Raw genomic sequence first — 25529 nt, forward strand, 5'->3', positions numbered from 1 at the left:
CGTCCATGATGTCTTCCTTCTCGGTTCGCTGCCGACTACGTCGCGGCAACAGTTCGGGGCTTTCGCCGGCCCAGTCAGTATCAGGAAAGGTCTTGAACCAGGGCATCACGTATTTGGATGAGGGCCGGCGCGTCAGGGGATTACGCTGAAGCCTGTTGCGCATGGCTGCGAGCTGGTCAACTTGCGCTGCCAGCAGGGGTGTTGAACACCGTTGTGGTGCGGGAGCGTGGCAGTTGCACGTCCCCTCTTCCGTCATCTTCTGGGTCGTTCAGCGGGCGGGACCGTTACTGGCGTCCGAGTCCGTGCCCGACAGGCCGACGGTCCGGAGCGGCCGTGGATCGTGGACGGCACGCTGATCTCGGTCCCGACCGGAACTTGGCCGTCTTCGGCAGCAACTGCCGGTACTCCGCGGATGTGCAGGTCGCCGTGAACGCGGACGCCCGGCAGGTGGTGACCGCGGACCGTCCGCTGCCGGGCGTCACCGCGGATCCGTTCCGAAATGGCAGCACGGCGTCCCACCGGCCGCCTCCTCCGGAATGTTCCTGAGCGGTGTGCGTGGCTGCCACACCTGAAGCACCACAACCATCGGTCATCGTTCCCAAACTGCCCCTGCGGCAGGAGACGTCCTCGAAGTCGGGGCCCGGATCGATCAGTTGATGCAGGGGCGGGCCGGGTCAGCACGCGGTAGCGGGCCTTGGAGGGCGGCAGACGGGGCTCGACACGGGTGGGGCGATCTCCTCGGCCTCGGTGGCCATGACGCAGGACCGGCCTCGTACTTCATGGGTAGGCGGAAAGCCACGCTGAGGCCGCAAGCCACGCTCGGCCGCGATCCTTGGTACCCGTGACAGCCGGCCGGCCAGTATGTTCAGCAGCACCACGGCCAGGTGGGATGTGGTGACGGCAACTCACAACCTCGAGCACCTGTTTACCTGAGCAGGAGCGCCTCGATGGGCCGGCGATCGAGCGCGAAGCGCGGGGCGTCGCTGCCAGCCCCGTCCACGAGCTTCGTCTACTCGCCTCGCTCACTGCTCGCCGATGCGGGCAGCTGCGAACTCCCCGATCATCGTCGAGGGAGCGTTGGTATTTCCCGAAGTGATCGAGGGCATCACCGATGAATCCGCCACCCTCAGCCCCGCGATGCCTCGGACACGAAGGACGGGATCGACCACTGCGTCCTCTCCGGTGCCCATGGCGCAGGTTCCGACCGGGTGCACATAGGGCATGGTGGCGCGCCGAACGAACGCTTCGGTCTCGCGACGAGTCATCGGGCGAGTTGGTGCGGCCCAACTCCCCGCCACCGAGGAGAACTCCTTGGTGCCTGCCAGATCCTGGGCCAGGTGCACGCCCGCGACCAGCGCGTCGAGGTCTGCGGCTTCGGCAAGCATGTTGGCGCGAATCTGTACCGGTCCCTCGGCGCTCGTGAGCTGGACCGAGCCGCGACTGGTGGGGCGCATCAGGCACGGCAGGAGCGTCACCGCATCAGGCGGAACGTCGTACTGTTGGCCGATCTCCCGAGAGACATAGGGAAGCTGCACGGCGAGGATCATCACATCCGCGATGGGGAGGCCGCTACGGCTGTGCCACATGACGCTCGCGCCCTCGAGATTGTTGTTGGGCGGCGGAAGTGCTTCTCCAGGAGCCAGGCACAGTCCGGCGACGATCGGGTGATCCTGCAGGTTCTTACCGACTCCGGGCAGGTCCGCGATGATCTCGATTCCGGCATGTTCGAGTTCCCGGGCAGGCCCGATGCCGGACCGCAGCAGCAGGGATGGTGACCCGATCGCTCCGGCCGAGAGGACGACCTCGCGCGTCGCGCGGGGTGACCACGAGCGGCCCGCGACGGTGACGTCGGCACCGACGCACCGGCCGCTCACCGTGACGAGTTTGCGCACCTCCGCCGCGGTGATGACCGTAAGCCGCTCGTGGTCAGCCTTGCCCTGCAGGTAGCCGGTCCACGAGGAGACCCTGCGGCCGTCCCGCACGTTCAAGGTCAGTGGCCCCGCCCCGGACGGCGTCGGCACATTCAGATCGTCGAGATACGGCAGGTCCAACGCGCGTGCGGCGCCTATGAGCCCGGACGCGACCGGGTGCAGGTCCCGGGCCCGCTCCACCCGGATCGGTCCGCCGGTGCCGTGTAGGGGGCTCGGGCCGTCCTCCCAGTCCTCGCTTCGCCGGAACAGCGGCAGCACGGATTCGTAGTCCCACCCCGAGTTCCCAGCAGCTGCCCACTCGTCGTAGACCCCGCGATCGCCACGCATCCAGATGAGGCCGTTGATGCTGCTTGAGCCGCCCAGCGTCTTGCCCTGCGGCAGTGGCAGGATCCGTCCGTCCAGGTGGGGTTCCGTGTCGTACTGGTACTGCCAGTCTCGGCGAGAGCCGAGGTTCTCCACCCACCGCGTGGGTCTGGTCACGATGTCGTCGTCGACGGCGTCCCCGGCTTCCAGCAGCAGTACGCGCACATCCTCGTGTTCGAGCAGGCGTGCCGCGACGGCGCTTCCGGCTGAGCCGGCGCCTATCACGATGTAGTCGAAGGTCTCCGGCAGGTCACCTGGGGTGAACTGGTTTCCGTGTACAAGCATGTGGCGACAATGCCATGAGAGCGTCCCACCGGACCTCGTTGATTGTGGTGAAAAGAGTGGCGGCGACACGTCGCCGCGCCGAGCTCACCCGCTCGATGATGGCGGCTGCGCCGGCCGCCCCTTGCCGCGTTACAGCGAGCCGCCTACGCACAATCGCGCCTATGCGGTCGGTCGCGAGATGATGACGGTGAGGGGGCCCGGAGAGGAAGTTCACCCTGCCGACCCGGAGTAACTGCGCGCGGCGGTCAGTGACTTCGGCTGGTCGCCTGGAACACCCTCGGCCTCTTCCCATACCCTGGCACCGCACGCCGTCGACGCCCCTTCGTCAAGCGCGGCATCATATGCACCTCCACCGATGGCGGTCTCTCGTCAATCCAGGTGAGATCGTTCGCGCTGAGCGGTGACAACCTTGGCCAACTGCAGGCGGGAATTGATGCCCAGCTTCCCGAACACGGCCCGCAAATGGGTGGCGACGGTGTTGGGCGAGAGGAACAGTTGGGCGGCTGCGGACTTGTTGCTGTGTCCGTCGGCGACGAATTCGGCCACGCGCCGTTCGGCATCGGTCAGCGCGCCCCAGCCCGTCTCCGGACGCTGCAGGGCCGGTGCCCAGCGGCGCCGCGCACCCGCAGCGCGTACGACCGGGAACAGCCGGCGCAGCTCTCCCTGGGCACCGACCTTGCGGTAGAGCTCCGCTGCCTGATCCAGCGCCGCCAGCCCCTCGACGCGGCTGCCCGCACGTACGAGTGCCTCGCCGTAGTCCGCCAGTGCCGCGGCCAGCAGGAGAGGCCTGCCGGCTGGTCGCAACGTGTCGACCGCCTGTCGCAGTTGGACGAGATCCTGTGTGGCGAGCCCGGTGATGTGGGCGCGGACCGCCGCGGGCACAGTCAGTCCACTGTTGCGCTCGGCAAACGTATGGGCCATCGACACGCCTTTCCGGGCCAAGGGTCCGGCTCCMTGATCGCGCGCCACACGGGCCACCAGGATCTGCCATTCCGGCAACCACTGCATCCGGTGGAGCGCGCCGTCTTGGTGAAACTGCGGAGCGAGGTCGACGGCCCGGCTGTCGTCACGGGCGACAGCCAGTAGCGTCTGAAGCATCAGCAGCGCTGTCGGCCACGRCGGATCCTCGTCGAGCGGCAACCGCTGTGCTGAGCGGACCCACTTCTCCAGTGCCTGCGGGTCCCCACGCAGGAAGACGATCAGGGCCAGCCGAACATGCAGGTTCCCGGCCGCCAATCGGTTCTCGGGCATGACGGTGAGGTCGGCATCCGCCGATTTCAATGCTGCTTCGAGATCCGCCGAGCGGCCGAGCAGGTCACCGGAGACCGGGTAGCGGCCTTCGAGGCCGGCGACCTCGGCCGAGGCCCAGCGCGCCAGCATCTCGCCCTCGTCGTCTCCGGCACGGCGCGCGTCCGCGAGCACTTTGTCCACGGCCGCGCGCGTGGTCTCCACATCGCCGGCACGTGAGTCGGCGAGCACTGTCACAGCGATGAGCCGTGCTCTGTCCGGTTCGGACATATCCGTGCTGCCCAGGATCCGCCATGCCCGCGCTCGCATCGTCTTCAGTAGCCCGAGTCGCCACAACGGCATCGCGAGCGAGACTTCCGCACGAACCAGGACGGCGGTCGCCGGCGCCCGCGCGACAACGCGGTCGGCGAGCGCGACCGCCTCCTGGTCGTGGCCTGTCCCAGCGAGTACGCCGACTGCTCGCGCCGCGACTTCCGTCCACTCCGGAACTGCTGGGTCGGCCAGCTCAACCGCCTTGGTCGCCAAGCGGGCCGCGTCGTCAGGCGCGCTCTCGCGTGTGCGCTCGGCGGCGTCGACGAGTGTCGTGGCCGTCGCCAGGTCGCCCGGCCGGACGCCCGCCAGCAGGTGTGGGGCACGTGCCACGGGGTCGCTGCCTGCCATCTGCAGTGCTTTGCTGTGCAAGGCCGCGCGTATCGAGGGGGGCAGTGTCGCGTAGACGGCGCGGCGTTGCACTGCGCTCCGGAACGACAGCCGCTCGCCGTCGTCGACGAGGAGGCCGATGCGGGTGACCTCGGTCAGCTGGTCCAGGACCGTCTTGCCGGTCGGACCGTCCAGCAGCGCTGAGACGGCGTCGGGGGTGAATGTGGTGCCGAGCACGGAGCCCGTGGTCACCAACCGCGCCGCGGACTCGGGCAGTGACCGCAATTGTTCGCCGGTCCTGGCTACCAGAGGCTCGGGTAGGGGCGGCTCCGTGTAGGGATCGAGCCTGTGGGCTGCCTCGGCCAGTTCGACCGCGATCAGCGGATTGCCACCGGCGTCCTCGAGCAACGCCCGCAACGCCGGCCCTGGTTCGCCGTCCAACCGGTCGCGGGCGATCTGCAGCATCGCGTCGATGGGCAAGGGGGGCACAGCGATGGTTTTCGACGGGAGCTGCCGGGTCATCTCCGCCAAGGTGCGAGACATCGGGCTGCTCACAGTGTCCCGCGTGGACACAAGCCACACGACGCGACGCCCGATCAGACGCTCCGGCAGGACGCGCAGGGCTGCCGCGGTCAGTTCGTCAGCCCAGTGGACGTCCTCAAGCACCATCAGCACGGGCCGACGCGTGGCAGCGGTCTCCAGCAGATCGGCGATCCGGTCGAGCAGCCAGGGCGGACGTTCGTAGACGGAAGCGAGTTCAGCGAAGAGCTCGGCGGGGACGAGCGGGTTGCGCCCGGTCCGCAGCGCCCAGACCAATGCCGGCAGCCGCAGCGAAACCACAGCGCTGTCGCTGCGGCCGTGGCCTACGGTGAAACCGGTGCGAGCGGCCTCACGGGCCGCCGCGTCGGTCAGTGCGGTCTTGCCGATCCCTTCCTCGCCGCTGAGCACCACGACAGCGGACTGGCCGGTTTCCATGGAGTACTCCAAGACCCTGGACACGACCGGGCTCACGTCCTCGCGGCCGCGCAGCGGGAACTCGCCCTGCCGGCGCAATCCAGACCTGTTTTTCATTTGGCCCAAAATGAAAACCCCCCTTGGAAACCGGTCAAGCCACGTCCCGAGCCAGCCATCGGCATCACCTCTCTCAGGACCCCGCACACGGTTGCTGCCAGGGCGAACCTCGTCTGACCAGGCACGGCTGCGCGCAGATGCGATCGCGGTGCTATTGCGTGGGCGTGGGCGGGCTCCATCGAGGGTCCCTGCCGCTCAGGCCCAGCGCGCAGTCGAACGGGGACGCATCGGTATGCGGCAGGACCTCGTCGGCGAGAAGGCCTAAACCGCGCATGCGAGGCGCCTCACGCGTGTAGGTCTCGAACGCGGCCACGGCGAGCGACTTGGGGACATGGATCGACTGAGCGGTTGCCACCGCGATGTCCCACGCGTGCATGGCGAATTCGGCGATGAGGATCTCTCCCAGCGCGGAGGCGGCCATGGGACGTCCGCCGAGGCTCGCATCTCCGTCCCATGCGGTCGGCTCGGACCAGGCCCTAACGGCGGGCTCCGCTTTGTCGGCGACCAGGACAGCCCAGTCGGACTTCGGCCGTCCTGCGAGGAAGGGCACCGGGTTCGCGGTCAGCAGAGCAGAGTCCGATGCCGCCCGTGTGCCCGCGTCCCTTGTCAGCAGGAGCATCATGGCGATGTGATTGACGAGGTCCTTCACCGTGTAGTCCGAACACGGGGTCGGATCCTGGTACTTGGCCGGAGGCGCTTCGTCGACGGCCTTCACGACCAGACCGATGCTCTGCGTCAGAAGTTCCACTCTGGTTGGTGACATCTGGCGATGCCCCTTCTCGACTTGAAGGTTGGTGGGGTGGCTGCGTTGGCGGCCGCGAACTCGTGCAGCGCCGACCCGAAGCCGTAGCACCAGCCGCAATAGGCGTCGAAGGCGTAGGTCAGTCGAATGCGCTCGGGCTGACGCTTTCAAAGCTATGGCCAGACGGCTTTCCCCTTCCTGGTGTGCGAATGACGATCGATGGTGAAAATCCGACAGTCTCCTGATCAGATGCCGTGCTGTGCCTTGCTCCGTGTGGTGAGGTCGGCGAGGCGTCGCCATTGGGCGCGGGGCGGGGCCTCGTTCTGTTCCGCGGTAATGAGCTGGAGGGCCAGATGGTCGGCGCCTGCGCTGTGGAACTCGGCGAGGCGAGCGCTGATCGCGTCGTCGGTGCCCCAGACGACAAGTGAGTCGACCAGGACGTCGCTGCCGCCGCCGGTGAGGTCGTCGTCGCTGAAGCCCAGACGCCTGAGATTGGCGGCGTAGTTCGGCAGTCGGAGGTAGTAGTCGAGGAAGTGGCGCGCGGTCTCGCGTGCCCTCCTGGCCTCGCTCTCCAGGACCACGGTGACCTCGGGTGCCAGGAGCGCTGCGTCGCCCAGGATGTGGCGAGCTTGCTCGATGTATTCCGGGGTGACCAGGTAGGGGTGGGCGCCGACGGCCCGGTCGCGCGCAAGGCGCAGCATCCTCGGTCCGAGCGCCGCCAGGATCCGGGTCTGTGCCGGCACGGGTGTGGTGGCGGAGTCGAGGGCGTTGAGGTACTCCACCATCGTGGAGTAMGGGCGTTGGTAGTTCCTGGCCAGCTGCGCGTGACTCGCGCCCAGGCCGAGCAGAAACCGGTCGGGGTGGGTGTGCTCGAGCGCGGCCCGCTGCTCGGCAACCGTTTCCGCGGCCTCGTGCCAAATGTTCAGAATTCCTGTGGCCAGGACAATACGGTCGGTTGCCTCGGCGAGGTGCACCGCGTGGTGCACACTGCTGCTGCCGCCGAGCCAGATCGCGCCGAAACCGAGTTCCTCCAGCTCCGCTGCCGCGTCGCGCAACTCGCCTTGCATCGCGGGGGCCTCGGAGCGCAATTCGCGGCTGAAGATTCCGACGAGGCCTACGGCGTCCTTCAGCGTCGCGGGACGTTGGGTGTGCATGTCTGTTCCCTCCTGGGGGTGGCCATGAGTTGTGCCGTTCTTACAGGGCCTCGCCGATTTCCTTGAACTCGACGTCCGTCAGGGTGATTTGCGCAGCGCGGGTGTTCTCCTCGAGATGGGACACGCGGGACGTGCCAGGAATGGGAAGCATCACGGGGGAGCGGTGCAGCAGCCACGCCAAGGCAAGTTGGGAAGGGCTCGCACCGTATGTCCTGCCGAGGGACTCAAGCAGGCCGCCCGGACGTGCCAGTCGACCCGTGGCCATCGGGTACCAGGGGATGAAGCCCAGGTTCTCCCGCTCGGCGTAGTGGAGCACGTCCTCGGCCTTGCGGTTGGACAGGTTGTACAGGTTCTGTACGGAGACGATGTCCGCGATCTCCCGGGCCTCCCGGATCTGCGGGACCGTCACCTCGGAGAGGCCGATGTGGCGGATCTTGCCCTCCTGTTGCAGCAGGCGCAGCTCGCCGACCWGGTCGGCGAGCGGGACCTTGGGGTCGATGCGGTGCAGTTGGTAGAGGTCGATGCGTTCCAAGCCAAGGTGGCGCAGGCTCAGTTCGGTCTGCTGCCGCAGGTACTCGGGACGGCCCAGGGTGCGCCAGTCGTCCGGGCCCGAGCGGGACAGCCCGCCCTTGGTTGCGATGACGAGGCCCGGGGGGTAGGGGTGCAGGGCCTTGTGGATGAGCTGCTCGCTGACGAACGGGCCATAGGAGTCCGCGGTGTCGATGAGGTTGACGCCCAGATCCACTGCTCGCCGCAGCACACGCACGGCCTCCTCGGGGTCCTTCGGCGGTCCCCACACACCGGGTCCAGTGAGCTGCATGGCGCCGTATCCGAGCCGGTTGACGGGGAGATTGCCGCCGAGCCGGAACACACCTGAGGCGTCGGCAGGCCGTGAGATTTGCTGTGTCATGCTCTGTGCTCCAGTCGTCGTGCTGGTTTTGAGATGGGCGCCGGGGGACTGACGGTCAGCACGCGTCGGCGACCGGCTCCAGGATGAAGAGCGGGATAGTGCGATCGGTCCCGGCCCGGTATTCGGCGAAGGGCGGGTAGGCGGCGTCCGCGCGCTTCCACCACTCGGCCTTCTCCTCGCCTTGAAGCTCGCGAGCGAGCATGTCCTGCCTGACCGCTCGGTCCTGCACTTCGACGAGGGGATGAGCAATCACGTTGTGGTACCAGGCAGGGTGTRGGTCCGCGCCGCCATTGGATGCGGCCACCACGTAGGCCCCGTTGTGCTCCACTCGCATCAGGGGCATCTTGCGGATGTTTCCGGACTTCACGCCCTTGGTGGTCAGGATGATGACCGGCAGGTCCAGGAAGGTCCCGCCCTGTTCGCCGTCGCTGGCCTCGTACTGCGCGACCTGTTCGCGCACCCACGAGGTTGCGCTGGGCTCGTACTCGCCTTGCAGGGGCATTGCTTGGGCTCCTATTCGTTCTTCGGGAGATGGCCATAGGGTTCACGGCCCGTGAGAGTTGGTGGTGCCTGGAACGGACCATTCCGGCTCATCAGTGGCGTGTGCGGAGGCGATACTGCGCGAGCAGCCCGAGGACGGCGGCGGCGATGATGACGAGCCCGTAGCCGAGGACGGTGTTCAGCAGGCCCAGCGGAGCGATCAGGAGGCCTGCGACGATCGCCGGGACTCCGAAGCTCAGGTAGGCGACCAGGTATACGGCTGCGAAGAGGCCTGCCCTCTGCTGGGGCTGCACGAGGGGAGCGACAGCCCGGATGGCGCCGGAGAAGGAAGCGCCGAAGCCCACACCGCCGATGACGCCGCCCACCCACAGCAGGGGCAGAGTTCCGGTGGCGACCCCCACCATGTTCACCGCGGTTCCCAGCAGTACGCCCCAACCGCCGACGAAAATGGTGCGGCGTGGTGTCAGACCGCCGAGGAAGAGGCCGGCCAGGGCGGCCGCGGCCGGCTGGATGAAGGCGGTGGCGCCGTTCAGAAGACCGCTGTGCAGGCCGAACAGGTCCCGGATGATGGTGGGTACGAGCCCCATGAACAGGCCGCCCAACATCCATGCCGCCACGTGAACGGGAACACTCGCGGCGAACTCACGGCGTGCGGCTCGGGGGACGGACACACGGGGAACAAGAGAGCGTGCCGCCCCGGGGCGCGTGGCCACCGTCTCCGCCGAGAAGACGGCGACAGCCGTGCCGATGACCATGATCCCCGCGAGGGCCGAGAACACGATGACGGATGCGTGGCTGCTGAACTGGATCGCTACGCCTGTCAGCAAGGCTCCGAGGCCCAGCCCGCCGGCCGGGGCGATGCTGGTGATGATCATGCCCAGCTTCTTGCTGTCCTCCGGGGCGTGTTCCACGACCGATGCCGAGAAGGCACTCGTGGCCGCGCCGGTGGCGATGCCCTGGATCGTGCGGGCCGCGATGACCCAGCCGATGTTCGGAGCGAAGACGAACATGAGCATCGCCGAGAGTTCCACCAGAAGAGATCCGATGAGGACGGGCCGCCGTCCGAGGTGGTCGGACAGCGACCCCGCGACGAGCAGAGCAACGAGCAGGCCGAGCGCGTAGGCGGCGAAGGCGATCGTCAGCACCCAGGCAGAGAAGTGCCACTGCTGTTCGAAGACGACCAGAAGTGGAGTGGGAGCGCCGGCGGCCACATAGAGCGCCGCGAAGACGGCGGCCGACCCGGCGAACGTCGCGGAGGCGGGAAGCAGCCTGCGGGACCGTACGGGCTCGGAGGCTACGGGGGCGGGACTGTGGTCATGCCTTGTTGCGATGCTGAGCACCTCTGGCCCTCCTAAGGCAAAGCTCTGTGCGTTAGGAGCACAGTAGACCCGGGGGCGACTTAATGCAAAGTGCTGTGCGTTATAGTGGATGCATGGTTGGAGAATCTTCCCCGCGGCGGCGCACCGGGGGTCGCAGTGCGATGGTGTTGACGTCCATCAGGAAGGCCGTAGAGGAGCTGATCGCCGAGCATGGCAGCGATGCCCTCACGATCCCGATGGTCGCCGAGCGTGCGGGAGTCAATCACTCGAGCATCTACCGGCGGTGGGGTGATGCACGGACCATGATCAACGACCTGGCGACCTACCGGCTCGACCCCGACCGCGGCCTCCCTGACACCGGCGATCTGCGGGACGACCTGACCGTATGGGCCGAGGAGTTGATCAGTCACTACAGCCTGCCGGTGAACGCCGCACTCCTTCGGGGTGGAGCCGCCGCAGCCGGCGAGAGCGAGTCGGACTGCCTGCGTGACCGCCGGGCGGAAGCGGCCGGCTTCGCCGCCCGATCTGCCGGTACGTTCAGCAGCGACCAGGTCATCGACCTCGTTGTGGCCCCCATCATCTACCGGGTCATCTTCCTGCCCTGGACGTTGCCCGAGGTGGAAGTGCGAACCTACGTCGACGATCTCTGTAAGCGCTCAGCCTGACCGTCGTCGCACGCGCACGGGGAGACGGTCCGGTTTCCGGGTCATCGCGGGCAGGCTCAAGCTGATCCGGGCACGGCAACCCGAGCGTCGGCGTCGCCGGCAGCCGTGGCGACGGAAGACTGCAGCCGTCGAGCCGCTTCGAGATSGTCGCCGGTCCAGATGATGCGGATGCCTGTCCTGGTGGCCAGGCCATCCGCGTCATGCAAGTCTCGGCGTACCGCCTCGATCAACCGCGAATTGTTTCCGAGGTCGGATTCCAGCGGGCGGGGCACTGCTCCTGCGCTCTCCAGTCCGTCGGCCAGGCGCTCGTACCAGCGGAGAATCCGTTCGGCCATGATCAGCAACTCGTGCTGTGCGGCGGCCCGGTCCTCGAGCGGCTCGTCGCCCGCGGAGCGCCGCCACAGCTCCAGGACGGCGTCGGCGGCCAGGCGGAGCCCGACGACACCTGTGATCAGCGTTGTCATTTCGCCCATCGGGATGGGTTTCGCTCCGCGTTCGGCCAGGTACGTCCGGAAGGCATCATCCAGTCGGCGCGCGGCAGCGGCCGCTTGACGGCCCTCCTGCGGCATCTCGAGGGCCGTGGGTCCGAAAGTGCAGCAGGACACCGCGTAGGCCACCGCACTGAGTAGATACCGCGCGCCGTCGACATAGGCCTCCGCCAATGCCTTGGCCAGGGCGGCGGACGCACCTCGCGGCCAGAAGAACAGGCCCACGACCACGCTCACCGCACAGCCGAGCGCGACGTCCTCGATGCGAATCAGGATGACCGACAGTCCTGCGGGCTGGGCGATGCTGAACAGGATCACGAGGGTGAGCGTGAAGGCCGCCTGCCCGGCGGCGAACGAGATCGCGGCCGGGACGATGCCGGCGGCCATCACCGCGACCGGAAGCAGGATCCACAGCGCGATCGTGTCGTTTCCGATGAGCTGGAGCAGAACGGCGCACAGAACCGATCCGGCCAAGGTGCCGCCGACGGCTCGGAAGACGCTCTGCCCTGTGTTGAGGGCGTTGGAACGCAGCACCGCGAGAGTCCCGAGCATGACCCAGAACCCGTGCTGTACACCGGTCATATCGGCGAGCGCGACTCCGATGCCCAGGCCGATGGCGCCGCGGATGCTGTTGTGCAGCCAGACCGAGTGCGGTTCGACGTGCGCCGCCGCCCGCTCCCAGGCGCTGGTCAGCGCGCCCGTCGACGACCCCGGCTCGCGGCCGAGGAGGCGGTCCCACCCGCTGCGCTGGTCCGCGGCCCGGGCGAGGTCGACGTTCCGGGCGATCTGAAGCACGACGAAGGCCACTTCCTGAGCTCGAAAGGACACATCGAGACTGTCGATGAAAGTGTCGACGTCAAGCCCGCCGCCTGCTTGGTTGTCCGGTGTGGGCAATCGGATGACTGCCCCGTCCTCCAGTGCGGTCAAAGCGTCACGAAGGTTCTGTGCCGCGGCGCGCAGCTGGTCCGGCGTGGCCCCGGGATCATCAAGCATCTCCGCCGACGCCTCCAGCACTTCGGCGGCAGCTCTGCGCACCGCCGAGGACTGAAGGTCGCCCGTGGGGCCGGGCTCGTCCATGGGGGATGCCGGCGCCAGAACGGCACTGAGCCAGGTCAGCTCGTCGACGAGTCGGACGAGTGCCCGGGAACCGGTGGACAGACCAGTGGGCCGGTAGGGAGTGGCGGTAAAGGCTCGCTGCAGATCCTGCGCGCTCGACACGGTCTGCTGGACGCAGGCGCGGCACTCCCCGAAGGCCGGACCGTCTGTGTGGCCCGCGAAGTAGTCGGCGTCGGTGCGCAACTGCTGCGCCGCGGCACGGCAGACCTGCGCCGCCGGCGCGCTGAGCGGATCGTCCTGCCTCCTCGGCCACAGCAGCCAGACCGCGATCATGGAGGTCCCGCCCGCCAGCAATACGCCGATCAGCCGGTCGGGCAGCTGCGTCAGCGGCGCGGGCGTCGACACCGGCAGGACGAATGCCAGCAGCAGCGACGTTGCGGCCCCGGCCAGGACGGAGCTGACCACGCCGGAGAAGAGCACGACGAAGCCCACCACGACCGTAGCCGCACTCGCGATCCAGACCGACTGTGCCGCGAGGGTGCCCAGAGCGACCAGCACCAGCCACGCCACCGTGAGCGTCGCGTGCGCCCGCAGCCGCTGTGCCATGGGGCCGGTGAAATCAACAAGCAGGAGCATCGCGAACGCACCGAACGCGGCGAACGTGCCCACGACCGGCGCGTGGAAGACCTGGGTGCAGAGGGCGAACAGGGAGGGCATCACCAACGCGTTCCGGGCGGCCCGCCGTGTGGCGGCCAGGCCGGGATCCCGGCTGCGTAGCCACGTGGTGATCTGGCGCATCTGGTTCATCACGATCTGCCTCGGTGAGTGGGGAGGGCGACAAAGCAGCGATTTCATCGGGCGGGGGCGCCGATGCGCCGCAGCAGGGCGAGAACGTCGGTGTCATGGCAGCGGGCGACGGCCAAGCAGTGTTCGTCCTGGTAGGCAGATACGGCGCTGGTGACGGAGTCATGGATCAGGCGCGTGCCACCCTCGTCCGTCTGCTGGTGTCTCCGGCGCCGGCACATCCTGTGGGTCGGCGCCCGGCTCCGCTCAGCAGCGGTGGGCCGAAACCCTCACTCGTCGGCGAGAGTTGCGCGCAGGGTGACTTCGGGGACGCCCGCCAACGCACGGCTGACCGGGCAGTTCGCCTTCGCAGAGTCGGCGAATGCGCGGAACCGCGCCGCCTCGACCCCGGGGACCCTGCCCTCCGTCACGAGCTCGATCTTCGTGATCGTCGGAATCCCGTCGACCAGGCGCAGCGTCACGGACGCTGTGGTCTCGATCGACTGGGCGGGGAAGCCCGCGTCGGCCAGAGCGCTGGCCAGCGCCATCGAGAAGCAGGTGGCGTGAGCCGCGCCGATGAGCTGCTCCGGGTTCGATCCGGGGCCGCCCTCGAAGCGAGACTTGTAGGTGACACCCCCGGTGATACTGTCGCCGGCCGTGAAGTCACCGGAACCGCTGGGGATGTCGCCATGCCACGTGGCGCGTGCCTTCGAGACTGGCATGTGWCCTCCACTACCTGTGATGGTGCGGGCGAGCCGCCTGTCGAGGTGGTCGTTCCTGATGACCGACGCTGAGTTGAGAGCAGCCGGCGAGCGTGACGTGGCTGCCCGCCTCAGACCGCCGTGGCGAGAGTCTTGAACTCCTCGTTCGAGYGCGGCACTGCCGCGGCAGCGACGTTCTCCTCCAGATGCGCGACCGACGACGTCCCCGGGATGGGCAGGATCACGGGGGATCGGCGCAGCAGCCAGGCGAGCGCGAGCTGGGACGGCGTCGCGCCGCTGCTCTTGCTGATCCGGGCCAGCGGGCCACCGGGATCGGCGAGACTGCCGGTTGCGATGGGGAACCAAGGGATGAAGGCGAGGTTTTCGGCCTCGCAGTATTCGACGACGTCTTCCGAGGCGCGGTCGGCGAGGTTGTAGCGGTTCTGGACCGAGACGATCTCGCTGACTGCGCGGGCCTGCTTGAGTTCGGCCACCGAGATCTGCGACATGCCGATGTGGCGGATCTTCCCCTCCTGCTGGAGCCGTGTCAGCTCGCCGAGCGACTCCTCGACCGGCACCATCGGGTCGATGCGATGCAGTTGGTAGAGGTCGATGCGGTCGACGCCGAGGTTCCGGAGACTCAGTTCGGCCTGCCGCCGCAGGTACTCCGGCCGGCCGTTCGGGTGCCATATGCCAGGCCCGGGCCGGGTGAAGCCACCCTTGGTGGCGATGACCAGCTCGGCGGGATACGGGTGCAGGGCTTGCTTGATCAGTCGCTCGCTGACGGACGGCCCGTACGAGTCCGCCGTGTCGATGAACGTCACCCCGAGGTCGATCAGCCGACGCAGCACACGCACCGCCTCGTCGGGATCCCGCGGTTCACCCCAGACACCGGGCCCGGTGATACGCATCGCACCGAATCCGAGGCGATGCACGGGTAGGTCGCCGCCGAGCCGGAAGGTGCCCGATGCCCCCGCGGGGGAAGGAATGGTGGTCACAGTGGTTCCTTCTTTCCACGTGCGCTGATGGGGAGCCCGCGTCCGGGATTTCGCGTCGTGTCGCGCTCGCCAGGCGAATACGGTGAGCGCCACGAGTTCCGCGTTGAGCAGGTGCACTCGCCTCGAAGCCGTAGAACTGGCCGTACCTCGGCCGGATCATGTCCACCGCGTCCTTGGCCACGGCTTTCCGTTGTGCTGGGAGCCGGCCGAATGGGCTCCCTTCGAGGGGTCGATTCCGTGACGCGGCGAGCGAAAGTACCAGTCCATCGCGTCGACTTCGTCCGGGCGGTATGTAGTCCTCCGCCATCCTCATGCGGGGGCTGATTCCGTTCCCTCACCCGAACATGTGAGAGCTGTCCGGTCAGGACGCGGCTGTGGTTCCCGCGTGGAGCTGTTCGGCGATCCAGGACGCCGCGAAGGCGGTCCAGGTGGCGGCGTCCCCGGCGCCTTGGGCGAGACCGAGACTGTGCGGGCCGTGGGCGAAGACGTGCACGGTGTGCGGGACGTCGTGCGCGGCCAGGGCCGAAGCGAGGCGATAGGTGTGCTCTGGCGGGACGTAGATGTCCTCGGCGGTGTGCCACAGAAAGAAGGGCGGGGACGCGGCGATGACCAACGAGTCCAGCGATGTCGCCCGGCGCAGGTCCGGTGAGGCGTCCTCGCCGAGCAGGATGATGCGCGAAGGCCGGTACGTCTCCGTCTCCATCGACGTGATCGCGTAGCCGAGGACAGCGAACTGGACGGACTCGCGTGGGTCGTCGCTCGGCGCGAGGGCCGCCAGCCCCGCCAGGTGCCCGCCGGCCGAAAAACCGACCAGCCCGATGCGATCGGCCCCCTGCTCCCGCCGCCGCCGAATCTCGGACCGCAACGCCAGCAGGGGCGCGGGATGACGCACGTTCAGCGGATACCGGAACACGCTCGCCGACAGCCCCAGCCCGGCGAGCCAGCCGGTGACGGGCTCCGCTTCGTGCGCGGAGTGTGCCGCGTAGCCTCCGCCGGGCAGCACGATCAGATGTGTCGTCGCCGGCCGGACCGTACCGGCGAGTCCGCGAACCGACTGCCCTGCTTCGAGTCGATCGCTCACGGCCAACCTCCACGGTGACTTGCTGACGTCGCACGGCCTCCCGTCGCGAGGCTCTAGCAAGGTCATCACGACACCACGCTCCTCCACATCACCTGAACAGGTGAGGCGAGGCGGGGCGGGGTGGGGTGTCTCAGGGGCGGGGCTGGGCAGCGGGGTCGATCAGGTCCGCCACACGCCGAAGAGGGCTCGCGCGTGCCCGGCGGAGGAGCCGCTGGGCGCAGGAGGCGTTGTGCCGGGTCGTGTGGAGAGCGCCGGCGCGATGACATGGCCCACGGACAGAACGTCATGGACGACGGGGACGGCCGGCGTGACGTCACGACGAGGAGGCTGCACGGTCGGCTCGTCGCCGCCCCAGCAGTGCGCTCCCCTGTGGTGGGTCGGGGACGACGGTCCGGTGTCCGCCCGGTACTGGTCGTGCGGCGTCTGCCCGCAGGCGACAGAAGCGACGAGCGGAGTGTCGGCCCGGCCCTGGCCGGTCAGTGTCGGGCCGTGGGCGCAGGCCAGCACATGCACGAGTGCGACCAGCAACAACACGAGCACCGCTCCGGCACGTGACGCGGAGCGGGGGTGTCGCGGGGCTGACACGGCCAGCATGAACACACACCGTAATCGATCACGCACATAACGTTCGCTTCAGTGCCGATGAGAATGCCCGCGCGTCGCGCGACGCCATCACACCCTTGTCCGAATCCGCGCTGCGGACCCCGGCTGACTCAAAGGTTCCTGCCGAGCCCGGGATTCCACTGACAGCATCCCGGGCCATGAAGATGCCCAGAAAGCTCACGGCCATCGCCTTCGCGACCCTGGCCATGACGGTCACCGGCGTGGCCATGGCACCGTCGGCATCCGCCGCCAAGAGCGACTGCCCCCGAGAGAACGTGTGCGTCTGGAACAACACCAGCTTCTCCGGTGCCCCGACCTGGAGGTCGACGGGCAACCTGTACAACATGCACTCGGCAGGCGGCCTGTCGATCTTCAACAACGGCGTACGGTACCCGGGCGCCGACCACATCTGGTGGCGGGCCACCTGGTCCACCGGTCAGACCTCGTCCGGCTGCCTGCACTACCCGCCGGACGCCGGCAACTCGTTCAGCCTGTACGGCAACGTGACCCTGAACTCCGCCGTGTGGGGCGGCGAATGCTGACCTGATGGCATGTCACCCGCGGGGCGGCAGTGGCTCCGCCCCGCGGGCACGGCATCGGCTCCTTGCCCGATCAGCCGTCGACCGCCCGCTTCAAAGGCCATCGGCATCGCCACACCCGTCGCGGCGGCAGCCAGTATGGACAAGGGAAAATCCAGTTCATCAGTCCGCAAATCGATCACTGGATCGGTGTAATCGGCACGGATGCCGGGCCGCCCGTGGATCTAGCGTCGGAGTGCACGGGGTCACACAGGCCAGAAAGGCATCCACGCACTCATGTCCATCCCGCAAGCCGACGCCATGCCCGTTACCGAGTCCGACCTTCTCACCTCTTCGCCCCGCCTCGACCTCCAACCCACCGACGCCCTCGTGCTGCCGGTCGACGAGCTGCCCGAGTCGGCGTCGTCGCCGGAACTCGTCAGCCGCCGCGTGCGGGACGAGCTGATGCTCGACGGCAATGCCCGGCTCAACCTCGCCACGTTCGTGACGACATGGATGGAGCCACAGGCCCAGCAGTTGATGGCGGAGACCGCGGAGAAGAACCTCGCGGACCGCGCGGAGTATCCGCAGATCACAGCGATGGAGGAGCGCTGTGTGCGGATGCTGGCCCGGCTGTGGCACGCCCCGTACCCGGCGCAGGTCCGCGGCTGCTCCACCACCGGTTCGAGCGAGGCGGCCATGCTGGGCGGACTCGCGCTCAAACGCCGCTGGCAGGACCGCCGGCTCAGCCAGGGCAAGGACACCGCCCGCCCGAACATCGTCATGGGCGCGAATGTCCAGGTCTGCTGGAAGAAGTTCGCCAACTACTTCGAGGTGGAGCCCCGGTTCGTCCCGATGGAACCGGGCCGTTACCACCTCACCCCCGACACCCTCACCGCCCACTGCGACGACAACACGGTCGGCGTCGTGACGGTCCTGGGGTCCACTTTCGACGGTTCCTACGAACCCGTTGCCGACATCTGCATGGCCCTGGACGGGTACCAGTCCGCCACCGGCACCGACATCCCCGTCCACGTCGACGGTGCGTCCGGCGCCATGGTGGCCCCTTTCCTCGACCCGGGTCTCATGTGGGACTTCCAGCTCGAACGCGTCGCCTCCATCAACACCTCGGGACACAAGTTCGGGCATGTCTTCCCCGGCCTCGGCTGGGCCCTGTGGCGCAATTCCGAGGCCCTCCCCGACGACCTGGTCTTCGAGGTCGACTACCTCGGCGGCCGCTATCCGAGCTTCACCCTCAACTTCTCCCGCCCGGGCGCGCACGTGGTCGCTCAGTACTACAGCTTCCTGAGGTACGGCTTCGAGGGGCTGCGGAACCTGGCCGCCCAGAACCGGACGACGGCCCGCGTACTCGCCACCCGYATCGAGGCGATCTCCCCCTACGAGCTGGTCACGGACGGCTCGGAACTCCCGGCCTTCGCCTTCCGCCTGACACCCGGCACGCAGGGCTTCACGGTCTTCGAGGTCTCCCAGGCGATGCGGGCACGAGGCTGGCATCTGCCGGCCTATGCCTTCCCCGCTCCCTGCCAGGACGTCTCCGTCCTGCGGCTTGTGGTTCGCACCGGCTTCACCGCCGAGCTCGCCGGCATGTTCATCGCCGACCTGACCGAAGTCACTAGGCAACTCCACACCACGTGATTCCGCGCGGTGCGCTCGTTCACGCGGCCGTCGGCAGCGTGACGGCTTCGAGCTGGAGGAGCATGCCAAGCACGTCCTCTCCTCTCCAATCAGGCTTCCGCGATCCTGCCGCCGGCGACGACGTAGATGCCGATACCGAGCCATTCGGCACGACGTCCGGTGGCGGGCGTACCCATGAACGATCCAGTGTGGTTCCACTGTTGGTGAACCGGACGACGACCTTGTCGCCGGACGTGATGACGTCCTGGACGTCGAGGTGCGTACCGGTGAAGGCGTCGGCGGCGGACGTCGCCATCATGTTCTTGAACGCGGCGAGACCGCGGACGCTGTCTCGGCGTCGTTGGCCGCCTGTCCCAGGGGGTCTCGCTGCTGGTCGGTGGCGTCGTCGCGGTCGGTGGAGCGGCTGAGCTCCGCCCAGACGGCGTCGCGGTCGGCCGGGGTCCTGGCCGCGGCGCGGGCGTAGGCCAGCGCCTCGGAGCCGAGCACCAGCCGCGGCGGCGGCTCGGGCAGGTCCGCGAGCCGGGTGACGACCTGGGCGACCTTCGCCGGGTCACCAAGAGCGTTCTCGCCGGCGCCGGCCATGACGGCAGCGACGAGGCCGACGGTGCCGGCGTACGGCTCGGACGTGGCGGGGACGGCGACGGACTCGGCGGTGGGTGTTCTCGACCGGCCCTCGTCCGACTCGTGTGTACCGCCGCCGGCCCGCTCCGGCTCTCGTCAGCCGCCGGCTTGCCTGAGCAGTTCAGCCGCGATGGAGAAGGGCGGCGCGGCCTTCGGAGACTTTCGGGCGTGTTCGATGATGGCCACCTGGAGCGAGCGGTCATTGGGCGACCGCGGGTAGGCCAGGCGCACGGGTTCCTGCAGTTCGGGGGAAAGCTCGGCGAAGCGGCCTCCGTCGGTGAAGACGCCCTTGTGGGTCAGGTAGGTCAGCAGACCCATGCGGTCGGCGAGCCCGAGCGAGCTGTGCAGGGCGRTGGCTTCCCAGACCCGGCTGATGTCGCCGTCAGGGACCCCATGCTCAGCCAGCAGCTTTGCGGCGAGGTCCGCGCCTTCGACCTCGAATCGGGCGTTGCCCTCGGCAAGCGTGCCCAGCCCGAGGTCATGCATGACCGTGGCTGCGAACAGCAGGCCCTCGTCGTATGCCGCATCGGTCAGGATGCCTTCGTGCTCAGCAGTCAGCCGTGCGAAGTAGAAGCTGCGCAGGCTGTGTTCGGCAATCTGCTTGTCCACCGTCTCGTGCACGATCGCGAGGGCCGCGTCGGCGATGGGACCAGTTGGTAGAACCAGAGGATCGTTCATGGTCCGAACCTAGGCAGCCACCGCCCTCCACAAACAGTGGCCCGAGTGCCTACTTCCGCTAGAATTGGGCCATGATCTCCAGCGACGTCGCCGCGCCCCCGCGCCATCACGTTGTCGTGTTGAGCCTGCCCGGCGTGCTGCCGCTCGAGCTCGGCATCGCGGCGCAGATCTTCTCGATGGACCCGAACTACGAGCTGACGGTCGCGACGTATGAGCAGGTGGTACCCGTGGCCCGCTCAGGGTTCTCTGTCACCGGTGCAGCCGGCCTTGGCTCGCTCGAAAGAGCAGACACGGTTATCGTCCCGGGATACGACGACGTCGACGCCGATGTTCCGAGCGAGGCCTTGGCCGCTCTCCGCGCGGCCCACGACCGCGGCGCTCGAATCGTGTCCATCTGCTCCGGAGCATTCGCCTTGGCGGCGGCAGGTCTCCTCGACGGAAGGCCCGCCACGACCCACTGGCAGGTGTCGGACCAGCTTCACAGGCGCTACCCAAGCATCGAAGTCCAACCAAACCGCATGTTCGTCGACGACGGCGACATCCTCACGTCGGCAGGCGTGACGGCCGGGATCGACCTGTGTCTCCACCTCATCCGGATTGASCACGGAGCCGCCGCCTCCAACGCAAGGGCACGGCTCCTGGTGGCGCCGCCCCAACGACCCGGCGGACAGGCGCAATACATCGACCAGCTCCGCAGCCGGCCGAACAGCCAAGAACTCGCCACCGTCCGGGACTGGATGCTCGAGAACATGGCAGCGACGATTACCGTCGACGATCTCGCCACACGCGCCCACATGGCTCGGCGCACCTTGGTCCGCCGCTTTCGCATCGAGACCGGCACCTCACCCATGGCATGGCTGACGGACGCGCGCATCGACCGCGCACGCGAACTGTTGGAGACCTCCGCGGAGACCATCGAGCGGATCGGGCGATTGACCGGACTCGGGAACCCGGCGTCCATGCGCGCAGCCTTCCACAGGCGGGTGGGCACCTCACCCCAGGAGTACCGCGCCCTGTTCCGGCAGGCCCCACCGCCAGCGACGGAGTAGGCCCTGTCCGTATGCACCAAGCGTCTCCCGTCCGGGCACCGCATTCAGTGGTGACGACGTCGTCGACCAGGTAGTGGCCCCATTACCACCGGATCGCCTACCTGCCCTGACGCTGCCCGAGATGGCGCCTACGCCCTCCATCGATGCACTCTGCACCAGCCCCACACCCCCGCTCCGCATGCGTGGGACGTCGGACGTGGCCGTCATTGTCGCCCCCGTCCCGCACCTTGGGGCGTCGGTCGGCTCCAGCCGAACCGGACCGCACACACATGAGGCCGGCCTGGGATCCCTGGGTGGGCCGAAGAGTGCGCCGGGCTGCGGCAGAAGCTGCCGCTACGCCGGGCCGGCAGTGCACGGACGTCCTGTTCCAGCAGGCGACGAACCCGGGGCCGCTGCTCCTGAGCCTCGCTCGCCGGTGTCCGCGACCAGCTTGAAGCTCAGATATTTGCGTTAAGGCGAGCAGCTGCTAGTCTCACTTTAACGCGCAGTTCTGTGCGTTAGGCGGCCGGTGGATAACGCCGCCCGGATTGTGGCCCGGCGCCTTCACGGGCGTACTGACCCCCGGCTTTCCTCAGGAGTCTCAAGTGACGAGTTCGACGCAGCCGCTGCTTCAGCCGTACCGGATGCTGGACCTCCCGCTGGCGAATCGCATGGTCATGGCCCCCTTGACCCGAACCCGCGCTCGGAACCGCGATCTGTTGCCCGGCGACCTGCACACCGAGTACTACGCCCAGCGCGCCTCAGCGGGCTTGATCATCTCCGAGGGCGTGTGGATCAGCCGTGACGCGATCGGCTGGCACGACGTCCCGGGGCTGTTCACCGACGAGCAGGTCGCCCACTGGAAAAGGGTGACGGATGCGGTCCACCGCGCCGGCGGAGTCATCTTCGCCCAGCTCTGGCATACGGGATCCGCCTCGCACCCCGACTTCCTCGACGGGCGCCCACCGCTCGCGCCCTCAGCCGTCAATCCGGGGCTACGGGCCCCGACATCGGAGGGCCGCAAGCACACCGTGGAGCCCCTGGCGATGTCGGAGGTCGATGTCCGGCAGACGGTCGCCGATTTCGCTACCGCCGCCCGCAACGCCATGCGCGCCGGATTCGACGGGGTACAACTCCAGGCCGGCTTCAACTACCTGATCAGCCAGTTCCTCAACCCCCGCACTAATCTGCGCGCGGACCGCTACGGCGGTTCGATCGAGAATCGCGCCCGCTTCCTCTTCGAGATCATCGAGGCGGTCGGTGACTACGTCGACCTGCGCCGCGTCGGTGTGAAGGCCGGACCCGCATGGTCCGAGACGGGGGCGTTCGTCTCCGGAAGCGAAGCGCTGGCCGACAGCGAGTACGTGCTCAGCCGACTCAACGACTACGGCCTGTCCCACCTGCTACTCATGGGCATGATGGCCGACCCCGCCGGAGGACCGCTGGCGGACTTGGCGGGCGACGAGATGTTCCGGCACTTCCGGAAGCTCTACCAGGGCACCATCATCGCGAACGTCGGGTTCGACCAGGACCGGGGAAACATGATCCTGGCCGACGACTTGGCGGACTTGGTCGCCTACGGACAGGCGTTCATCGCCAACCCCGATCTGCCCGCCCGTTTCGCCACCCACGCGCCCCTCACAGAACCGAAGCCGCACCTCTTCTACGGCCCGGACGCCGTCGGCTACACCGACTACCTGCCGCTGCAGAGGGCGAATCAGGGAAGGTGATCCGAAGCTGGGCAGCCCTTGTCGCCGAGCAGCGAATCGGGGCGGCGGCGTGGACGGCCCGGGCGCCGGGCCACGGGAGAGATGCCGTCGGCCAGGGCGAGGGTCTGGGTGACGTCGTTGACGTTGGCCGCGGTGGTGATGACCTTGAGCGGGGTCCCGCGTCCGTCGCAGATACCGGCCTGCTGCMACCGCTCCAGGCGCCGCCGGCAGGTCTGTCCGGAGCCGAACCCCAGCTCCAGCGGCAGCAGTTGCCAGGTGGTGTCGTTGCAGAGGACGTACAGGATGCCCTGCAGACACAGCCGGTCCGCCACCGGGCGCAGCCCCCGGCGACCGCTCCGGCCACGGCGGCAGCAGCGGCTCAATCAGCGCCCACAAGTCGTCATCCACGATCCACGGCCGAGCACTCACACCCTCCAGAGCGGCTCGACGCGACATCACATGAGTAAGGCCGGCCGCTGATCTGCTCGGCATCCAAGAGGCGTTGGAGCCCTCACCCATTCATGTTATGGAGCGGCATTGGGCGGAGGTGATCAGCTGAAGCTAGCCGCTCGAAGGGCTCTTCGGACGGCTTCGTCGCAGACGCGTTCAAAGGAATTTCGATGACCATTTCCCTGGACGATGCCCAGTCAATCGTCGAACGAGCCCGTGCCCATGCTGCCGGAATCGGGGTGCCGATGGCCATAGCCGTCGTGGACGGCGGCGGACATCTGCTGGCCTTCGCCCGGATGGACGGAGCGATCCTCGGCTCGATCGAGATCGCCCTGTCCAAGGCCAAGACCTCAATTCTGTTCAACGGGCCCAGTGAGCACCTCTGGGAGTACTGCAAGCCGGGCGGACCCGCACCCACGGTCGAGTTCACCAACGGCGGCTTGAWCCCCTTCGCCGGTGGAGTGGCAGTCCATGACGACGCGGGGACCCTGATCGGCGCGGTCGGGGTCTCGGGCGGCTTCCCCGCCCAAGACGGCGAGGTCGCCCGCGCTGGCGTCAAAGACTCCGTCTGAACCCAACAACCGACTGCTCACCGCAGAGGACGTCATGAAAAAGATCCTGATTACGGGTGCGGGCAGCGGCCTCGGCCGCGGTACCGCCATCGGCCTGGCGCAGGCTGGCCACCAAGTCATCGCCACCACCCAGATCTGGCCGCAGGTCAGCGAACTGCGTCGGCATGTCGCAGAGCTTGGTCTGCAGGACCGCATCACGGTCGACAAGCTCGATGTGCTCGATGCCCGCGACATCGCAAACGCTGTCGCCTGGGACTTCGACACTTTCGTCAGCAATGCGGCCATCGGCGAGAGTGGGCCGATGGCTGAAATCCCGGTCGATCTGGTCCGCAGCACGTTCGAGACGAACGTCTTCGCCAACCTCGAACTCACCCAGCGCGTCATCCGAAAGTTCGTCGACGCCGGCACGGCGGGGCGCATCGTCATCGTCAGCTCGATGGGCGGCATGCTCACCGCCTACGGGCTCGGTGCCTACTGCGCCAGCAAGCACGCTCTGGAAGCCATCGCCGCAGCGCTGCGCGACGAACTCGCTCCCACCGGCATCACCGTCCAGACCATCAACCCCGGCGCCTACGACACCGGTTTCAACGACCGCATGGGCGAGTCGACCTACCACTGGCAGGACGACGCCATCAACTTCACCCGCGAGAAGGACATCAAAGCTACCTTCGCGGAGATCATGAAGGGTCAGCACGACCCGCAGGACATGATCGACCAGATGGTGGCGGTCATCGCCGCCGAGGACGGCAAGTACCGCAATGTGTGGCCGCCGGCCACCGAAGAACTCATCAAGCAGGTCCAGAACAACGCCTGGACGATACCGGTGAACCCGGTCTGACCGACCGATGCTCGCGGGGTCTGTAGGAAGTCCCGGTGGGCCGAGCGAGCTGGATCAGTGCCCTTCGGAGGATACGTAACCCGTCCGCGCCACGGTTCGGTACGGATCACCTGGAGCAGGTGTCGCACAGAAACACTCGGCAGGCCGATCACCGTGGTCGTGTAGGTGTGGGCGGTGCTCACCGAGACACCGAAGCCGACGGCGATCTGTGCGAGCGTGTCGTGCTTGCGCAGGTCGCCGTCGGCTTCGGTGTCAAGCCGGGTGGCACCCTACCGACCACCGGCTCACTGTTGATTGAAGGTGAGTCAGCTCTTTCCCAGCAGTTCGCGCACATGCTGAACGATCTCTTCGTTGGTGTAGGCGTGGCCTCCGATGCCCCATCCACCGGGCACGGCCTCCGTCAGGGCGACCCAGGTGCGCTCGGCCAGCGACGGGTCGCCGGCGGCCTTTGCCACCAGCTCGGAGATCTCCTTCACGAGACCGAGCTGCTGCTCCCGGTCCAGGGCACCGGCGTTCGTGGTCACGGTCACGCGCACATGGTCGTTGCTGCCACCGGCGGTGGCGAACGCGTCCCCGTCCAACTCGTGCACGAAGGCTGCGGTGTTGTCCGTGAAGAACGGAATGACGGGCACCTTTTCCCAACGCATGATCGCTTGAGCCAGCTCCTGAGCCAGCCCCTTGCGATCCGAGATCCTTCCCTTGGCGGCGTAGACGTCGATCWTGGGCATGAGATATGTCCTCCGGGTTCGTTATGGCGTGGGCTGGTTGGCGGCACCGACGTGGAACCCCGTATGCAGGTCGAAGTCGGGGCCTACGGACTGGGCCTGGGCGCGCATGCGCTCCAGGGCCGGACGGAAACCTGGGCCGGCGACGAGGTGTGTCGCCGCATCGGCGGAGTCGACAAGAGCGGCCGGGTCCGGG

24 protein-coding genes and 1 pseudogene are annotated in these 25529 nt (G+C 67.9%); 7 read left to right on the forward strand and 18 right to left on the reverse strand.

Annotated elements, in window-relative coordinates:
• Positions 1 to 1022: 1022 nt before the first annotated feature.
• The 7 genes from EAO75_RS30180 to EAO75_RS30215 form a co-directional block, all read right to left on the reverse strand.
• Positions 1023 to 2579 (reverse strand): GMC family oxidoreductase, encoded by a 1557-nt coding sequence (locus EAO75_RS30180; RefSeq protein ID WP_147998317.1) that lies wholly within the window; start codon positions 2577 to 2579, stop codon positions 1023 to 1025.
• Positions 2580 to 2948: 369 nt separating this feature from the next.
• Complete coding sequence (locus EAO75_RS30185) at positions 2949 to 5537, reverse strand: helix-turn-helix transcriptional regulator (protein WP_147998318.1); 2589 nt, start codon at positions 5535 to 5537, stop codon at positions 2949 to 2951.
• Between the two features lie 151 nt (positions 5538 to 5688).
• Positions 5689 to 6300, reverse strand: coding sequence for a TIGR03086 family metal-binding protein (locus tag EAO75_RS30190; RefSeq protein ID WP_147998319.1), 612 nt, complete (start codon positions 6298 to 6300; stop codon positions 5689 to 5691).
• 224 nt (positions 6301 to 6524) lie between these two features.
• A complete protein-coding gene (locus tag EAO75_RS30200; protein ID WP_147998320.1) occupies positions 6525 to 7433 on the reverse strand; it encodes an LLM class F420-dependent oxidoreductase in 909 nt (302 codons plus the stop codon).
• Positions 7434 to 7473: 40 nt separating this feature from the next.
• Entirely contained in the window at positions 7474 to 8343 is an 870-nt protein-coding gene (locus tag EAO75_RS30205; RefSeq protein WP_147998321.1) for an aldo/keto reductase, read from the reverse strand.
• A 55-nt stretch (positions 8344 to 8398) separates the two neighbouring features.
• Positions 8399 to 8845: a nitroreductase family deazaflavin-dependent oxidoreductase gene (locus EAO75_RS30210; RefSeq protein WP_147998322.1), complete on the reverse strand. Its 447-nt coding sequence runs from the start codon at positions 8843 to 8845 to the stop codon at positions 8399 to 8401.
• 91 nt (positions 8846 to 8936) lie between these two features.
• Positions 8937 to 10184 (reverse strand): MFS transporter, encoded by a 1248-nt coding sequence (locus EAO75_RS30215; RefSeq protein ID WP_147998323.1) that lies wholly within the window; start codon positions 10182 to 10184, stop codon positions 8937 to 8939.
• Between the two features lie 140 nt (positions 10185 to 10324).
• Here EAO75_RS30215 and EAO75_RS30220 point away from each other — a divergent pair, with 140 nt between their 5' ends.
• Positions 10325 to 10828 (forward strand): TetR/AcrR family transcriptional regulator, encoded by a 504-nt coding sequence (locus EAO75_RS30220; protein WP_261989489.1) that lies wholly within the window; start codon positions 10325 to 10327, stop codon positions 10826 to 10828.
• Between the two features lie 56 nt (positions 10829 to 10884).
• Here EAO75_RS30220 and EAO75_RS30225 read toward each other — a convergent pair whose 3' ends face one another.
• From EAO75_RS30225 to EAO75_RS30245, 5 genes are all read right to left on the reverse strand, one after another.
• Positions 10885 to 13179: an FUSC family protein gene (locus EAO75_RS30225; protein ID WP_147998325.1), complete on the reverse strand. Its 2295-nt coding sequence runs from the start codon at positions 13177 to 13179 to the stop codon at positions 10885 to 10887.
• 266 nt (positions 13180 to 13445) lie between these two features.
• Positions 13446 to 13877 (reverse strand): OsmC family peroxiredoxin, encoded by a 432-nt coding sequence (locus EAO75_RS30230; protein WP_147998326.1) that lies wholly within the window; start codon positions 13875 to 13877, stop codon positions 13446 to 13448.
• 110 nt (positions 13878 to 13987) lie between these two features.
• Positions 13988 to 14854, reverse strand: coding sequence for an aldo/keto reductase (locus EAO75_RS30235; RefSeq protein WP_147998339.1), 867 nt, complete (start codon positions 14852 to 14854; stop codon positions 13988 to 13990).
• Between the two features lie 361 nt (positions 14855 to 15215).
• On the reverse strand, positions 15216 to 15935 hold the full coding sequence (locus tag EAO75_RS30240; protein ID WP_222724000.1) for an alpha/beta hydrolase: 720 nt from the start codon (positions 15933 to 15935) through the stop codon (positions 15216 to 15218).
• A 159-nt stretch (positions 15936 to 16094) separates the two neighbouring features.
• Positions 16095 to 16529: a hypothetical protein gene (locus EAO75_RS30245; protein ID WP_147998328.1), complete on the reverse strand. Its 435-nt coding sequence runs from the start codon at positions 16527 to 16529 to the stop codon at positions 16095 to 16097.
• A 167-nt stretch (positions 16530 to 16696) separates the two neighbouring features.
• On the opposite strand from EAO75_RS30245, the gene EAO75_RS30250 reads away from it, so the two are divergent.
• Both EAO75_RS30250 and EAO75_RS30255 read left to right on the forward strand, forming a co-directional pair.
• Complete coding sequence (locus EAO75_RS30250) at positions 16697 to 17080, forward strand: peptidase inhibitor family I36 protein (RefSeq protein WP_147998329.1); 384 nt, start codon at positions 16697 to 16699, stop codon at positions 17078 to 17080.
• 273 nt (positions 17081 to 17353) lie between these two features.
• The gene (locus tag EAO75_RS30255) at positions 17354 to 18712 is read left to right on the forward strand and encodes a glutamate decarboxylase (protein WP_147998330.1); all 1359 of its coding nucleotides are present in this window, start codon (positions 17354 to 17356) and stop codon (positions 18710 to 18712) included.
• 19 nt (positions 18713 to 18731) lie between these two features.
• Here the strand turns inward: EAO75_RS30255 and EAO75_RS30260 are convergent, their stop codons facing one another.
• The 3 genes from EAO75_RS30260 to EAO75_RS30270 all read right to left on the reverse strand — a co-directional run bounded on the left by EAO75_RS30260 (position 18732) and on the right by EAO75_RS30270 (position 20011).
• Positions 18732 to 19010: an ester cyclase gene (locus EAO75_RS30260; protein ID WP_147998331.1), complete on the reverse strand. Its 279-nt coding sequence runs from the start codon at positions 19008 to 19010 to the stop codon at positions 18732 to 18734.
• Positions 19007 to 19294, reverse strand: a complete 288-nt coding sequence (locus tag EAO75_RS30265; protein WP_147998332.1) for a hypothetical protein — start codon at positions 19292 to 19294, stop codon at positions 19007 to 19009. The genes EAO75_RS30260 and EAO75_RS30265 overlap by 4 nt, the downstream gene beginning before the upstream one ends.
• A 135-nt stretch (positions 19295 to 19429) precedes the next feature.
• The gene (locus EAO75_RS30270; RefSeq protein ID WP_147998333.1) at positions 19430 to 20011 is read right to left on the reverse strand and encodes an HD domain-containing protein; all 582 of its coding nucleotides are present in this window, start codon (positions 20009 to 20011) and stop codon (positions 19430 to 19432) included.
• A 71-nt stretch (positions 20012 to 20082) separates the two neighbouring features.
• Between EAO75_RS30270 and EAO75_RS30275 the strand changes: the two genes are divergently transcribed.
• Both EAO75_RS30275 and EAO75_RS30280 read left to right on the forward strand, forming a co-directional pair.
• Complete coding sequence (locus tag EAO75_RS30275; RefSeq protein ID WP_261989490.1) at positions 20083 to 21060, forward strand: GlxA family transcriptional regulator; 978 nt, start codon at positions 20083 to 20085, stop codon at positions 21058 to 21060.
• A 584-nt stretch (positions 21061 to 21644) separates the two neighbouring features.
• Entirely contained in the window at positions 21645 to 22769 is a 1125-nt protein-coding gene (locus tag EAO75_RS30280; RefSeq protein ID WP_147998334.1) for an alkene reductase, read from the forward strand.
• On the opposite strand, the gene EAO75_RS30285 is transcribed toward EAO75_RS30280, so the two are convergent.
• Entirely contained in the window at positions 22757 to 23131 is a 375-nt protein-coding gene (locus EAO75_RS30285; RefSeq protein WP_147998335.1) for a transposase, read from the reverse strand. The genes EAO75_RS30280 and EAO75_RS30285 overlap by 13 nt on opposite strands.
• Positions 23132 to 23368: 237 nt before the next feature.
• Here EAO75_RS30285 and EAO75_RS30290 point away from each other — a divergent pair, with 237 nt between their 5' ends.
• Together EAO75_RS30290 and EAO75_RS30295 are read left to right on the forward strand one after the other, a co-directional pair.
• Positions 23369 to 23770, forward strand: a complete 402-nt coding sequence (locus EAO75_RS30290; RefSeq protein WP_147998336.1) for a GlcG/HbpS family heme-binding protein — start codon at positions 23369 to 23371, stop codon at positions 23768 to 23770.
• A 34-nt stretch (positions 23771 to 23804) separates the two neighbouring features.
• A complete protein-coding gene (locus tag EAO75_RS30295) occupies positions 23805 to 24608 on the forward strand; it encodes an SDR family oxidoreductase (protein WP_147998337.1) in 804 nt (267 codons plus the stop codon).
• A gap of 182 nt (positions 24609 to 24790) precedes the next feature.
• On the opposite strand, the pseudogene EAO75_RS48695 reads toward EAO75_RS30295, so the two are convergent.
• Positions 24791 to 24841, reverse strand: a pseudogene (locus EAO75_RS48695) (hypothetical protein); the annotation flags it as partial.
• Between the two features lie 72 nt (positions 24842 to 24913).
• Positions 24914 to 25336, reverse strand: a complete 423-nt coding sequence (locus tag EAO75_RS30305; protein WP_147998338.1) for a tautomerase family protein — start codon at positions 25334 to 25336, stop codon at positions 24914 to 24916.
• Positions 25337 to 25529 lie beyond the last annotated feature (193 nt).

It is taken from the genome of Streptomyces sp. UW30 (genome assembly GCF_008042075.1).
Classification (GTDB): domain Bacteria; phylum Actinomycetota; class Actinomycetes; order Streptomycetales; family Streptomycetaceae; genus Streptomyces.